Below are 14,969 nucleotides of genomic sequence, written 5' to 3'. Positions count from 1 at the left end.
TATTTACAATTTGTCAAATATAACAATTAAGAATCATATATTATCCATTTACCACGTTTTTATTTAATGAAATAAGAAGAATGCTGGGCGATCCTATAGACCATATACACGTATACACGGAACACCGGTTCGATATCACTTCATCCGTACGGTTGAGGGCGATAAGAACGAACCTTTACGAACCGACACGGAAAGCGGGATAACACATTCCCTACCACCAAGCTTCTCAATCAAAGACCACTTATCCAATAAGGGAACGGAAGTTTACCATAAGGGCATAACTTATCCACCAACAGATTGGAAGGAATATAGCTGGAGAGAGGTAAAGCTGAAAAGAAATAAAACTAAAGAGAAGTAAAAGCAGGAGAGAAATAAAGCATAGAATAGCTTTAGCAACCCCAAAGAGGCTATCTGACAAGTCCTATTTTAACGATTTCACCCCTGCCAGAATATGCTTTGGCAGGGGTGACTTCTAATTACCGAGACCTGTTAGATAGCCTCCTTCATTATACAAATATAATATCAAAGGATTATAATTTCTTCAAAGCCGCAATACTTTCTTTCAAAGAACGGATGATACTTTCCGCATCAGCCTGCTTCTTACGTTCCAGTTCAAGAACGGCTGCCGGCGCATGACTGACAAATTTCTCGTTGCCCAGTTTCTTCATCACTCCCTGCAAGAATCCTTCTTTATGCTTCAACTCGGCTTCCATACGGGCGATTTCCGCTTCCACATCAATCATATTGCCCAATGGTACGGCAAATTCGGTGGTGCCGACCATGAAAGAAGCAGCACCTTCCGATTTACTGTCCACCACTGATACGGAAGAGAGGTTACACATCCTGATAATCACCGGATTCAACTTCTCTACCGGATGAGTGCCCACAACCTGCAATTCGAGTTCTTTTTTCTGCGCGATGTTCTTCTGCAAACGGATGCTACGGACATTACTGATGATCTCCTTGGCTACTTCAAACGCCTCCAGAAACTGTTCATTCGCCCCCACCGGTTTATACAGTTGAGTAACCATCAGGCTTTCACCCGGTTCACGCTCCCGCAGTTGTTGCCACAACTCTTCCGTAATAAATGGCATAAAAGGATGCAGCAATTGAAGCAGACGCTCGAAAGAGGTAAGGACCATACTATAAACAAAGCCATTAACAGGCTGTCCGTAAGCAGGTTTCACGATCTCCAACAGCCAGGAAGAGAACTCATCCCAGAACAGTTTGTAAACCAGCATCAACGCCTCACTCAAACGATATTTGGAGAAGAGATCGGCCACTTCAACAGCCGCCACATCCAGTCTTTGGTCAAACCATTGGACTGCCAGATGTGCATCTTCAGGAATCTCAATAGGGTCTTGGGCTCTTGTCCACCCCTTAATCAGGCGGAAAGCATTCCATATCTTATTGCAAAAGTTACGTCCCTGTTCGCAAAGAGCGTCATCAAACAGAATATCGTTTCCGGCAGGAGCGGAAAGCATCATACCCATACGTACTCCATCGGCTCCGTACTTCTCGATCAACTCCAACGGATCAGGAGAATTACCGAGTGACTTGGACATTTTACGTCCCAGTTTATCACGAACGATTCCTGTGAAATAAACATTCTTAAACGGCATCCGTCCTTCATACTCGTAGCCTGCCATAATCATACGTGCTACCCAGAAGAAGATAATATCCGGTCCTGTCACAAGGTCGCTGGTGGGATAGTAATAGTTGATTTCTTCGTTGCCCGGGCGGTTGATTCCGTCGAACAGAGAGATAGGCCATAACCAAGAAGAGAACCAGGTATCCAGGCAATCCTCATCCTGACGAAGATCTTCCATTGTCAGGGCAGCGTTGCCGGTCTTCTCTTTCGCTTTAGCCAATGCCTCTTCGGGAGTGGCAGCCACCACATAACCACCCTCGGGAAGGAAGTAAGCCGGAATACGATGTCCCCACCACAGCTGTCGGCTGATACACCAGTCTTTGATGTTCTCCATCCAGTGGCGATAGGTATTCTTGTATTTTGCAGGATAGAACTTCAGTTCGTCGTTCATGACCGGAGGCAATGCCATATCGGCAAAATGCTGCATCTTGAGGAACCATTGCATAGAGAGTTTCGGTTCGATCACTACGTTGGTACGTTCCGAGTAGCCCACCTTATTGGTATAAGCTTCCGTCTTCTCCAGCAGTCCGGCAGCTTCGAGGTCTTTCTCTATCTGTTTACGAACATCGAAGCGATCCATGCCGACATACATACCGGCAGCTTCGCTCAATGTACCGTCATCGTTGAAGATATCAATGCTGGGCAGGTTGTGCTTTTCACCCAGCATATAGTCGTTTACGTCATGAGCCGGAGTCACTTTCAGGCACCCCGTACCAAATTCAACGTCTACATAATCATCCTCGATCACAGGAATCACCCGGTTGACCAGCGGAACGATCACCCTCTTTCCCTTCAGCCACTCGTTCTTCGGGTCGTTCGGGTTGATACACATCGCCGTATCCCCCATGATGGTTTCAGGGCGAGTCGTTGCCACTACGGCATAGCGTCCTTCCGGATCCCCTTCCACTTGATAACGGAGGTAGTATAGTTTTCCGTGCTCTTCTTTGTAAATCACCTCCTCGTCAGAAAGAGCCGTCAATGCCTTCGGGTCCCAGTTCACCATACGGACGCCCCGATAAATCAATCCTTTATCGAACAAGTCGACAAACACCTTGATCACCCCCTCACTACGCTTCTCGTCCATCGTGAAAGCCGTACGATCCCAGTCGCAGGATGCACCCAGTTTACGAAGCTGTTTCAGGATGATACCACCGTGTTCGTCAGTCCATTCCCAGGCATGTTTCAAGAACTCGTCACGCGTCAGATCGCTCTTCTTGATACCTTGAGCAGCAAGTTTGTTCACAACCTTTGCCTCGGTGGCAATAGAAGCATGGTCTGTTCCCGGTACCCAGCAGGCATTCTTGCCCTCCATACGGGCACGGCGAACCAGAATATCCTGAATGGTGTTATTAAGCATGTGTCCCATGTGCAACACACCGGTGACGTTCGGGGGCGGAATGACGATGGTGTAAGGTTCACGGCCATCGGGTTTCGAACTGAATAAATGATGGTCCAGCCAATACTGATACCATTTTCCCTCCACGTCAGCGGGATTGTACTTACTTGCTAATTCCATATTGTCTTATGTATATATGATAATGTATATTCTAAAAATAACGGGTGCAAAGTTAACAATTTAAATTCAAATCTTACCACCCTCGTAGGGTTTCTTCCTACTTGCAGTCCTCTTTTTTTATCCGGTTGATGTGCGATGACTCTCCCCGTTATCCCCACCCGAAAGCCGTTGTTAACAGATTTTTCACAAATATAGAGGTATTTTTTTCGCGCTACATCTATTTAATGCCTATTTTTGTCGACCGATATCAGACAAATGATGAAAAAGAAGCCCAATGTAAGACATTTAGCCTTAGGAACAATCTTAATCCTGGTGTGGCTGACGCAATGGATTCCTGCTCTGGCAACAATCTATTCGCAAACCATCTACCCCTTTATCTCTTACGTTCTATCTTTCTTTTCCAATCTATTTCCTTTTGCGATAGGAGACTTATTCATCTTCCTCAGCATCACGGGAGTGATTATCTATCCCATTTACGCCCGCCGCTGCAAGCAGTTGCCCTGGAAGAAAATTTTATCGCACGACGGTGAATACCTGTTGTGGATGTATGCATGGTTCTATCTGGCATGGGGACTGAACTATTCCCAAAAGAACTTTTATCAACGAACCGAAATCCCGTATACAGCCTACACTCCCGAACATTTTCAGGAGTTTGTGGACGACTATATCACCCGACTAAATCATTCGTATACCCCCATCCATCGTATCGACAAGGAATTGATACGGGAAGAAACCGTACGGATTTATCATCAGTTAAGCGACAGCCTCGGCGTACACCGCCCTCCGCACGATCATCCGAGAGTAAAGACCATGTTGTTTACCCCGTTCATTTCCATGGTAGGCGTAACCGGCAGCATGGGACCTTTCTTCTGCGAGTTCACCCTCAACGGAGATCTGCTTCCCGCCAACTATCCCGCCACTTATGCTCATGAGCTGGCCCACCTGTTGGGCATCACCAGCGAAGCGGAAGCCAATTTCTATGCTTATCAGGTCTGCACCCGTTCACAGGCGATGGGCATCCGCTTCTCCGGATATTTTTCCGTGTTGGGTCATGTACTACGGAATGCGCAAAGATTGCTTTCCCAAGAAGAGTATGCGAGACACTTTCAGCGCATCCGACCGGAGATTATCGAATTGGCCAAGAATCATCAAGCCTATTGGGCTGCCAAATACAGCCCGGCAGTAGGAGCCGTACAGGATTGGATATACGATCTCTACCTGAAAGGAAACAAGATAGAAAGCGGCCGCCGGAACTACTCGGAAGTAGTGGGGCTGTTGATTTCTTACCGGGAATGGGAAAAACAGCAGTAGATTGTGCCTTGTTTCTCGGGCCGGCACCATCACACCGGGGATGAATGATGAATCATAGCTTTATAACCATTTTAATAAAAAACAGATTTATGTCACATACCAGACAAGAACAGATGGAAGCCTTCGGACGCTTCCTGGACATTCTCGACGAACTGCGTGTTAAATGTCCCTGGGATCGCAAACAGACCAATGAAAGTCTGCGTCCCAACACCATAGAAGAGACTTACGAACTTTGCGATGCCCTGATGAGGGATGACAAGAAAAAGATCTGCAAGGAATTGGGCGACGTCTTGCTGCATGTAGCCTTCTATGCCAAGATAGGTTCGGAAACAGGAGATTTTGACATGAAAGATGTCTGCGATCGCCTGTGCGACAAACTGATTTTCCGCCATCCGCATGTGTTCGGAGAGGTCAAAGCGGAGACGGCAGGAGAAGTTTCCGAAAATTGGGAACAGTTGAAGTTAAAGGAGAAAGACGGTAATAAGAGTGTATTGAGCGGTGTGCCCGCTGCCCTCCCCTCGCTCATCAAGGCATATCGTATTCAAGACAAAGCCCGTAACGTAGGCTTCGACTGGGAAGAGCGCGAGCAGGTGTGGGATAAAGTGAAGGAAGAAATCGGAGAATTTCAGGATGAGGTGGCCCAGATGGACCAGGAGAAGGCGGAAGCCGAATTCGGGGATGTCATGTTCAGCCTTATCAATGCGGCACGTCTTTACAAAATCAATCCCGACAATGCACTGGAACGCACCAACCAGAAGTTTATCCGCCGCTTCAATTACCTGGAGGAGCATACCATCAAAGAGGGAAAAAGCCTGAAAGAGATGACTCTCGCAGAGATGGATGCCATTTGGAATGAGGCTAAGAAAAAGGGATTATAACCGCCCTACCGATACCAAAACGAGGGTGTGCCGGAATCCCTTTTTAAGGAAATGAGGCTGTCTAACAAGTCCTATTTTAACGATTTCACCCCTGCCAGAATATGCTTTGGCAGGGGTGACTTCTAATTACCGAGGCCTGTCAGACAGCCTCAATCTTTATATTCAGGCATTCTGACACACCCTCATTTTACTCAAACAGAGCCTCTATTTGGGTGAAACAGAGCCTCTATTTTACTCAAACAGAGCCTCTATTTAGGTGAAACAGCGCCTCCATTTTACTCAAACAGCGCCTCTGTTTTTCTTTATTTCTTCTTGGGATGCTCTCCCTTCTCTCTACCACGGTTCATTCCTTTAATCATCTCCCGGTGGAAACGCATTTCAGCACGCTGCACCAGAAAGATCTTCTTGCTGGAAAGAATCTTTTTAAACTTACCCAGATACGTCTTGTCAAGCTGGTCGGCAGCAATACGGTTGTTGGCTACCTTCTCATTGATTTCCGCATATTGAGCTTCCGTGGTCTTCTCCTCTTTGCCTTTACGCATCAGATTCCACGATTCATCATTCAGTTTCTTCTTCTTATCCTGGAGTTCAAAATAGAGGGGAAAGAACCTGGCCGCCTCCTCTTTACTCAATCCGGCCTGTTCGATAATGAATGCCTTTTGCTTTGCCCTGAACTCCTCCCGGGATAAATGCTGTTCACATCCATCGGCAGCCCAAAGAACAGGCATAAAGCCACACAACAAAACAACCCATGCGATTAGTCTTCTCATTTTTCCGTATTATTCAATCAGTATTAATAAATCATTCCACACTTGCGTCACTCAAATAAACATATAACGAATAATCATCCAACATGGCACGGTCCAGTGCCACATCGAGCATCTCGTCCGACACGATTTCGGTATCCACCTCCATCACCGCCACTTCATCCACCGCAGCAGGTTTGCGGTCTGTCGACGCTACCCTGATTATCAAAGCCGCACCTACAAACATGGCAGCGAGATAGAGCAATGGCTTCACTCTTGTCCATGTTCCGACAGGTTCCTCCTTGAAAACAACGTTCTCTTTTTCAGGAAGTGTATTCATAACCTCCGAAGTCAGGTTTTCAAAATACCCTTCGGGCACTTTGAAGGAATTCTCCTTCCCCAGCTTCTTCAATAGGATCTCTTCTTCTTTCATACGCTTTTCTCCTCTCTTTTCCTTAGACACAGTCTAATTTAAAAGGTTTAATCTATTTCTTCTAAAAACTTCTCTATTTTCTTCACCGCATGATGATACGACGCTTTCAGCGCACCCACCGATGTGCCGAAGATTTCCGACATCTCTTCGTATTTCATCTCCTGATAATATTTCAGGTTGAACACCATGCGCTGTTTCTCGGGCAGAGTCAGCAATGCTTTTTGCAGGCACAGCTGTATTTCATCGCCCGAAAAGTAGGAATCACTTTCCAGCTTCTGCACAATGGCAGCTTCAGGATCGTCAATACCTACGGTAGTCACCGCACGCTGTTTGTTCAGAAAGGTAAGACATTCGTTCAGTGCGATGCGATAGAGCCAGGTCGACAACTTCGCCTTGGCACGGAAGTAGTCGATACTCGTCCATGCCTTGATGAAAGTGTTTTGCAGGAGATCGTTCGCATCCTCATGCGACAGTACCATCCGGCGGATCTGCCAATACAACTGCTCGCTATACTGCGCCACAATCATTTCAAATCCTTTCCGCTGCGTACTCTCCTCCTGAAGGAGCTTCAAAACTTCGCGTTCGTTATAAGGAATCATCATCTCTTGTTTCTGTATGTTTATTTATGGTTTCAAATTCGGGCCATTCCTTGTTTCCGGCAAAGAGGGAACCTATTTATCAATGTCTATCTCCCATCAGCAGCTCCTCCAGCAATGTCAATACACAGATTTTCTTTCGCCAACACGGTTGGCGGGAAGAGGGAGGATGCCTCATCAAGCAGGATGGACTCATCTTCATAACGGGCTGAGAAATGCCCGATAACGAGTTGTCTCACATGAGCGTCCAGAGCCAGTTGAGCGGCTTGTGCAGCCGTTGTATGATAAGTTTCCTTGGCACGTGCCTGCTCTGCCTGCGCAAAGGTGGCCTCATGGAAAAGCAAATCCACATTCCTGATTTGTTCGACAAGTGACGGGAGGTACATCGTATCAGAGCAATAGGCATATTTACGAGGCGGAGCCGAGGGACGGGTCAGGCGTGAATTGGGGATGATCTCTCCTTCGGGAGTCACGAAATCTGCCCCGTTCTTGATGCGGTTCAGTTCATAGACCGGGACTTTATAAAAATCGACCATGTCTCTGATGATGTGATTCGGGCACTGTTTCTCTTCGAAAAGGAAGCCGCAACAGGGTATACGATGTTTTAAAGGGATGGTGGTCACCGTCACCGAACGGTCCTCATAGATAGGCAACGGTTCCTTCGTTTCGAATGCATGGAAGAATACTTTATAAGTCAGCGTCTTGCAAAAGAAAGCAAGCATCGGTGCAAACAACTCTTCCAGTCCCTGTGGGGAATGGATATGTAAATCGGCCGTTCTTCCCAGCAAGCCGAATGTAGAGATGAGCCCCGGCAATCCGAAGCAATGGTCACCGTGTAAATGAGAGATGAAGATATGATTCAACCGGGAAAATTTCAACCGGGAACGGCGTAACTGCATCTGCGCTCCTTCACCACAATCGATCATAAAAAGCTTCTCACGCAAATTCACGACTTGGGAGGTCGCGAAATGTCGCGTAGTAGGCAAAGCGGAACCGCATCCTAATATATGTAACTCAAACTTTTCCATTTCTTGCAAAGATACAACAAAGAAACGAAAGTGAGTGCGAAACAGGGAAAGAATGTTGTCTGTTAGCGATTTAACAGTGTACGCCAAGATATTGCAGTGCCATCAAAAGCCAATGAAAAGCCAAGAAATGACAGAGTTTCGTTACTATCCCGTTACTTTGAATCTTGACTTTGAAATTTTTTTTTGACTGTTGTAACAGATTGAATAGCAACACTTGTTAGGCGGTTGAGACCACAAATATAGGAGCTTTTCTTACATCTTCGTTCCGGTTTCGCTTCGGCCAATTCTTTTGCACCGATACGCAGTGTTTTGCTTACCGTCATTCGGCTCTACCATAAATAATTTTGCAAACCAAAAAGTAGAGTTATGAGCAGAAGCACTTTCAGAGTATTATTCTATCTCAAGCTCAATGCCCCGAAGAAGAACGGGCTTGTACCGGTGATGTGTCGTATCACCGTAAACGGCAAGATTTCCCAATTCAGTTGCAAATTGGATGTAGAGGAAAGGTTGTGGAATATCAACCTCGGCAGAATCTCGGGAAGAAGCATTGTTGCAAAGGAAGCCAATCGAATGTTGGATAAAATCCGTGTCGGTATCAACAAGGCTTATCAGGAGATTATGGACAGAGACGGTTATGTTTCGTCAGAGAAAGTAAGAGATGCATTCTTGGGTATGGGGCAAAACCATAAGCCCCTGCTTGCTGTATTCCGACAGCACAATGAGGATTATGCCAAACAAGTAGGTAAAATGAAAAGCCAACGCAGCTATTGGAAATATTGCACCATTTACAACCATTTGGAAGAGTTCATCAAGCATCGCTACAAAGTGAGTGATATTGCCTTGAGTGAGCTATCCCCTGTATTATCACCGACTTTGAGTTGTTCCTCCGCACCGAGAAGAATCATTGCACCATACCGTATGGTCGTATATGATGCCGTTTCGCAGTATTATATACACAGCTATCAATAATGGTTGGTTGCAACGCAACCCGTTTTCGGAACAATCTTCCTCTCAGACTTCAAGAGTATTGATCCGAAAAAAACTTGCATATTTCAAGGTCGCACAGATAAAGTACCCATAGAGGAGATGACCGACCGATGAGAAACAGAAAATCTGACGGATGGCAGAGCCTTGATTGCTTTGCTATTCGTTTCTTTTTTAGGAGGAAGAATCCCTCACTCAAAGAAACAAAAGTTCGCAATTCAACATTTACACAAACCGTATAGCTTGCAAACCTGCCGGCTATACTGTAGGTCTGCAAGCTATATAGCCTTATTGCCCTCAAATTTGGCAAACTGCCATATTGCTTGCCGATGCTATGGCAATCCTGCCATTTATAAACCATGAATTGAAACTTCGTGCTTGTGTTCCTGAACACAGCAAGGTATGTCTTCAGCCGCTCGAAATGAATTTAGCCGTTTCAAACCTGATGTTTACAGGAAGATAGCATGATATGTTTTAAGTTACTCAAAACGTTTTGGGTTACTCCCGAAAATCTTGCCAAATTCCGCGAACATCCTCTCCGAAGTCGGGAGATTTAGAGAAAAATCCGACTTAAAGTTAAAAAGTAGTATTATCAACCCCCAATGTGGATTATTTTGATTACATTTGTAATAATTATAATTTCAAGTTATGAAAGCTTATGAAGCATAACAAGTTTATATACTTTTTAGGATTATTATCTTGCCTTTCTGTATCTGCGCAAGATGTTATTGTTAAAAAAGACCTTTCAGTTATTAAGAGTAAAGTAGTTGAAATATCCTCTTCCGTTGTAAAATATAAAAAGTATTCAAATCTCAATGGCCCCATATATACAATTGAAGCGAAAGAAATTGCAGCAATAAATTATGAAAATGGAGAAAAAGATGTCTTTGAGTGTAGAGAGACACAAATGGAGAATAAAAATAAAACAGTGATTCCAGACATAAAAAATGACTCACTTATAGCATTATATAACAAATATATAACGTATTATAAGAATAAAATATCAACTAAAAAAGCGTCAGCGTATACATATAAATTTGGAATGTCATCATCATCTATTTTGTCCACAAATGAACTTGAAATTAGTATCTTGTTAAATAAAAAGGGAAGTTGGTATAATGCCCCCTATGTAATATCATTAAGAAATAAAACTGATGATTATATATACATTGATTTAGCAAGAAGTTTCAAAATATACCCAGACGGAAGAGCTGAATGCTATTATAACACTAAACAAACCACAATATCAAGCGGAAAAGGAGTTGGGGCTTCTGTTGGTTTAGGAGCTGTGGCTAATGCAGTGGGAGTTGGCGGTGTTGTTGGAGGCATTGCAAACGGAATCTCTGTAGGAGGAAGTAATATTTCTTCAGCAAGTGCAACTTATGGTATGCAACGCTTTTTATCTATACCTCCTAATTCAAGGGCAAATTTGACAGAATATAAAGGAGTTGGTAAGGGGAAAAATTATCGAGTTATTACAAATTCCGAAGTATTCAATATCGAAGACCGTTTCGTATGGCTCAAAAAAGGAGATCTCCCAAAGTATGGAGTTCTGAATTATTCAGAGTCAGAATCTCCTTATAAACAAAAGTTTGTGGTATCATACTCAACAAATGCAGAATTTGAGAATTCATCAATGATTAATTTTGAAATATTTGTGCAGCAAGTATTTGGAGTTTGGATGGAATCTAGTTATGACTATATGTATTATAAATTGGGGTGGGAAGATGATTGGAACGGATTAGATACACATACATTAATAGGAACAACTATCCAGTTATATAAGGATGATCGTAAGGTAAAAGTAGAATAGATTCTATAGCAAATTATACGGAAGAATTCTTTTTTGTTTTATTAAAAATGAAAACATAGGGAATTTGTCCGAAAGTTAGATGTGTTTTTGAAGTCGTAATTCGGAATATTCAGTAAATGTTCCCCCCAAATACCATGGCATATGAAGATGATAGAGTATAATCACTTCATATGCCATTATTATTGTCATTTTTCTGTATATTCTCATATACTCTTATCTGACAATACATGAAGTTCCGGAAGAAGTCTTCTGACCTCTTCTGATTCTTTCAGTAAACTCATATCATGCAGCTTTCCCCGTTCTGTTCCTGATCTTGTCAATCACCAGTATGGCATTTGCTGTATGTATTCCGAAGAAAATCCACAGGATTTCCGTCTTCTTGTTCCTTGCCTTTATCCTTGCGAGCGAGTAATGTTGCTTTTGAGTGCCGAAGCTTCCTTCAAGCCGTGTGGCCCTTTCTTTTGAGAGTTCGCTTCTAAGCAGCTTCCTCAAAGGCTCATCTTTGCCCTCCCTTCCCTTGCGCACAAAGGATGTGGATATCCCATATTTAGTACAGAACTTTCTGTTGGCATTATTGGCATATATGGAATCGGCAGCCACACATCTTACCCTTACATTCATCAGCTTCTGCTGCATACGGATACAGTCCTTCAAGCGTATCCCCTCATTGAAAGCCTTGAACGAGAGGTGTTCGATGAACGATATGCCGTCTATCTGTATATTATTGACCTTTGCACCGAACTCGACGGACTTGGTTTCCTTGCCTCTGACGATGGGACGTACATAATGACGGTCGATGCTGATGATGCGGTCACTGACTTTTCGCCCTTCAAACATTTCCTTTTCCTGTACAAGCACCTTTCTGATGATGGAAAGACGCTTATGGTAATCCTGCGTATATCGGAGTAAAGCACCGTACTCGCTATGGAGCCCATCCCTTTGACTGAGGAGCTTTTCAAGAAGCTTGATCATACGGCGCTTAAGCATTCTTGTCCTTGAAGCTCTCCTCTTTCTTTTCTTGCAGTAGGACAGATAGGATTCCGCCACATTCCTGTATTTGTTGCGCGGACGCCTTATGCCCAGATCCCTGCAATGCCGGCATATATGACTGTAGAGCCATTCGATGCTTTCCCAAAGGAGTTTCATGTCCGTAGGAAAACGCATGTGGCTTTCATAGCATGTGGCATCGGTCATGCAGACGTGAAGGTTATCAAGATAAGGTTTCCAGTGTGAAGCCAGGATCTCCTGGAAGGAATCAATGTCAAGGCGGGATGCTATCTCATTACGGATGGCACTGACTATCTTGAAGTTGGTTATGGGAAGGGACGGGGGGATCATGATTCCACAGAACATCTGGTAGTGTATGTTCCCGTTCAGATGTTCCACCAGTTTCCTGTCGGAGAATCCGGTGTATGCCTTCAGGACCATAAGGGCGATCTTTGCGGAAGGACTGAATATGTTCCTGCGGCCCAAACGTTGTTCAGACAGGCCTGCGGCTTTTGCCATACGATCAAATGGAAAGACCGAATGAAGCCTGCCAAGCTCACTCTCATGAAAACTCTTGCGGTATTTTTCCAGAATATCAAATTCTGTAAAGCCCAAAGTTGGGTGGATTTCTGAAATTTTTTCTATCTTAGCCATATCTTAGTTGGGGAATTTCCCCCGTTTGGGCCGTCAAACCTTGTTTTCGGGGGAATACCTAAAGATACTAAAAAGCCAACTAATTCGCAATAATTTGTGTATGAATTAGTTGGCTCATTTTATAATATTTAATGAATGTCCCTAATTCATATGTTATGACTGAAATATGACTAATTATGACTATTTATAACTGCAAAATGGATTTATAACTTAAAAAGTAGCCAAACTCTTTGTTCATTCAAGAAGTTTAGCTATACTTTTGTATCAGAGTTGTTTTGATAAAGCATAATGCGGAAGATTGGTACAATCTTGAAGTCGCCAAATCGTTACCAACAACTTTTCATCACAGTATTCGCTATTTGTGTATCAATCAGATACGGAATAATTGATTATCCTCTGCAAAGATAAAGCATTTCACATTCAATCTTGCAAAGAAAAAGGAAAAAATCCCCACACATCCTTGCCTATAAACACAAAAAGGCGTCCCGATGGTCGGGACGCCTTTTTATCTATCTGGAAATAAACATTATTTCTTTCCTTCCAACTGTTCTTTCAATGCAGCAAGCGCGTCGATGTCGCCCAGTGTAGTTGAAGCAGCTTGGTTCTGGATCATCGGAGTATCTTCTCTCTTGGAAGATGACTTCTTAGAACCGGAAGCAGCTTTCTTCTCTGCTTTCTCTTCAGCCTTGGCTACATCTTCGAAGATACGGCTGTGAGACAGGATGATTCTCTTGGCGTCTTTGTTGAACTCGATCACTTTGAATTGAAGTTTCTCGTCCAACTGTGCTTGTGAACCGTCTTCTTTTACAAGGTGTTTCGGAGTCGCGAAACCTTCTACACCATAAGGAAGAGAAACTACAGCACCCTTATCCAACATTTCGATAATCGTACCTTCGTGTATAGACCCTACGGTGAACACCGTTTCGAATACATCCCAAGGATTCTCCTCGAGCTGTTTGTGACCCAGGCTCAAACGACGGTTTTCCTTGTCGATTTCCAATACCTGAACTTCGATGTCAGCACCGATCTGAGTAAATTCTGACGGGTGTTTTACTTTCTTCGTCCAAGAAAGGTCAGAGATGTGGATCAAGCCGTCAACCCCTTCTTCGATCTCTACGAATACACCGAAGTTGGTGAAGTTGCGAACTTTGGCATTATGCTTAGAACCTACAGGATACTTCTCTTCGATTGTTTCCCATGGATCTTGTTTCAGTTGTTTGATACCCAAAGACATCTTACGTTCTTCGCGGTCAAGTGTCAGCACAACAGCTTCCACATCGTCGCCTACCTTCATGAAATCCTGTGCAGAACGCAGGTGTTGGCTCCAAGACATTTCAGAGACGTGGATCAATCCTTCTACGCCCGGAGCGATTTCGATGAATGCACCGTAGTCGGCCATAACAACCACTTTACCTTTCACCTTGTCACCCACCTTCAGGTCAGCGTCAAGCGCATCCCATGGGTGCGGAGTGAGTTGTTTCAAGCCAAGAGCGATACGTTTCTTTTCGTCATCGAAGTCAAGGATAACCACGTTGAGCTTCTGATCCAGTTCAACCACTTCTTTCGGATCGCTGACACGTCCCCAAGAAAGGTCGGTGATGTGGATCAAACCGTCTACGCCACCCAGGTCGATGAACACACCGTAAGAGGTGATATTTTTAACAGTTCCTTCCAGAACCTGTCCTTTTTCCAGTTTACCGATGATTTCTTTCTTCTGTTGTTCCAGTTCGGCTTCGATAAGAGCCTTGTGAGATACGACAACGTTTTTGAATTCCTGGTTGATTTTAACCACTTTGAATTCCATTGTCTTGCCAACGAATACATCATAGTCGCGGATCGGTTTCACATCGATCTGAGAACCCGGCAAGAATGCTTCGATGCCGAATACGTCTACGATCATACCACCCTTCGTGCGGCACTTGATGTAACCCTTGATAATTTCTTCATTTTCCAGAGCAGCGTTCACGCGATCCCAAGAACGAGTAGCGCGGGCTTTTCTGTGTGACAGAACGAGCTGTCCTTTTTTGTCTTCCTGGTTTTCGATGTACACTTCTACCGTGTCACCGATCTTCAGATCCGGATTGTAACGGAATTCATTCAATGGGATGATACCGTCTGATTTGTAACCGATGTTCACAACGACCTCACGCTTGTTCATTGCGATTACAGTTCCGTCGACAACCTCCCGGTCGTTCACTTTGTTAAGCGTACCGTCGTAAGCTTTTTCCAGTTCTTCGTGACTGACATTGGTTACTGATTCGCCATTTTCATAAGCATCCCAGTTGAAATCTTCAATAGGAGCTACGTTCTTTAAGTTTTCCATTAATAAATAAATTGTTTAATACTTTAATTAAATAAGACATTATATTATC

The 14,969-nt window shown here is 44.1% G+C and carries 10 protein-coding genes and 1 pseudogene; 4 read left to right on the top strand and 7 right to left on the bottom strand.

Features of this window, described 5'->3' with window-relative positions; all coding sequences use genetic code 11:
• Positions 1-530: 530 nt before the first annotated feature.
• Complete coding sequence (locus tag AB9N12_RS13350; protein ID WP_369892512.1) at positions 531-3,167, bottom strand: valine--tRNA ligase; 2,637 nt, start codon at positions 3,165-3,167, stop codon at positions 531-533.
• Between the two features lie 255 nt (positions 3,168-3,422).
• Here AB9N12_RS13350 and AB9N12_RS13345 point away from each other — a divergent pair, with 255 nt between their 5' ends.
• Both AB9N12_RS13345 and mazG read left to right on the top strand, forming a co-directional pair.
• Entirely contained in the window at positions 3,423-4,478 is a 1,056-nt protein-coding gene (locus AB9N12_RS13345) for a DUF3810 domain-containing protein (RefSeq protein ID WP_369892511.1), read from the top strand.
• A gap of 89 nt (positions 4,479-4,567) precedes the next feature.
• Complete coding sequence (gene mazG / locus AB9N12_RS13340) at positions 4,568-5,356, top strand: nucleoside triphosphate pyrophosphohydrolase (RefSeq protein WP_369892510.1); 789 nt, start codon at positions 4,568-4,570, stop codon at positions 5,354-5,356.
• A gap of 302 nt (positions 5,357-5,658) precedes the next feature.
• Here mazG and AB9N12_RS13335 read toward each other — a convergent pair whose 3' ends face one another.
• The 4 genes from AB9N12_RS13335 to AB9N12_RS13320 form a co-directional block, all read right to left on the bottom strand.
• The gene (locus AB9N12_RS13335) at positions 5,659-6,126 is read right to left on the bottom strand and encodes a hypothetical protein (RefSeq protein WP_369892509.1); all 468 of its coding nucleotides are present in this window, start codon (positions 6,124-6,126) and stop codon (positions 5,659-5,661) included.
• Between the two features lie 31 nt (positions 6,127-6,157).
• On the bottom strand, positions 6,158-6,535 hold the full coding sequence (locus AB9N12_RS13330; RefSeq protein ID WP_369892889.1) for a hypothetical protein: 378 nt from the start codon (positions 6,533-6,535) through the stop codon (positions 6,158-6,160).
• Positions 6,536-6,582: 47 nt separating this feature from the next.
• Entirely contained in the window at positions 6,583-7,134 is a 552-nt protein-coding gene (locus tag AB9N12_RS13325; protein ID WP_369892887.1) for an RNA polymerase sigma factor, read from the bottom strand.
• An 86-nt stretch (positions 7,135-7,220) separates the two neighbouring features.
• A complete protein-coding gene (locus tag AB9N12_RS13320; RefSeq protein ID WP_369892508.1) occupies positions 7,221-8,159 on the bottom strand; it encodes a ribonuclease Z in 939 nt (312 codons plus the stop codon).
• A gap of 366 nt (positions 8,160-8,525) precedes the next feature.
• Between AB9N12_RS13320 and AB9N12_RS13315 the strand changes: the two are divergent.
• Positions 8,526-9,180 (top strand): annotated as a pseudogene (locus AB9N12_RS13315) (phage integrase SAM-like domain and Arm DNA-binding domain-containing protein); the annotation flags it as partial.
• 621 nt (positions 9,181-9,801) lie between these two features.
• Positions 9,802-10,956 (top strand): hypothetical protein, encoded by a 1,155-nt coding sequence (locus AB9N12_RS13310; protein WP_369892507.1) that lies wholly within the window; start codon positions 9,802-9,804, stop codon positions 10,954-10,956.
• Positions 10,957-11,238: 282 nt separating this feature from the next.
• On the opposite strand, the gene AB9N12_RS13305 is transcribed toward AB9N12_RS13310, so the two are convergent.
• A complete protein-coding gene (locus AB9N12_RS13305; protein ID WP_369892506.1) occupies positions 11,239-12,597 on the bottom strand; it encodes a transposase in 1,359 nt (452 codons plus the stop codon).
• 526 nt (positions 12,598-13,123) lie between these two features.
• Positions 13,124-14,920, bottom strand: a complete 1,797-nt coding sequence (gene rpsA / locus AB9N12_RS13300) for a 30S ribosomal protein S1 (protein WP_369892505.1) — start codon at positions 14,918-14,920, stop codon at positions 13,124-13,126.
• Between the last annotated feature and the right edge of the window lie 49 nt (positions 14,921-14,969).

Source organism: Bacteroides sp. AN502(2024) (assembly GCF_041227145.1).
GTDB lineage: Bacteria > Bacteroidota > Bacteroidia > Bacteroidales > Bacteroidaceae > Bacteroides.
The sequence above is the reverse complement of the archived record's forward strand: the minus strand, read 5'-3'. Positions and strand labels throughout refer to the sequence as shown.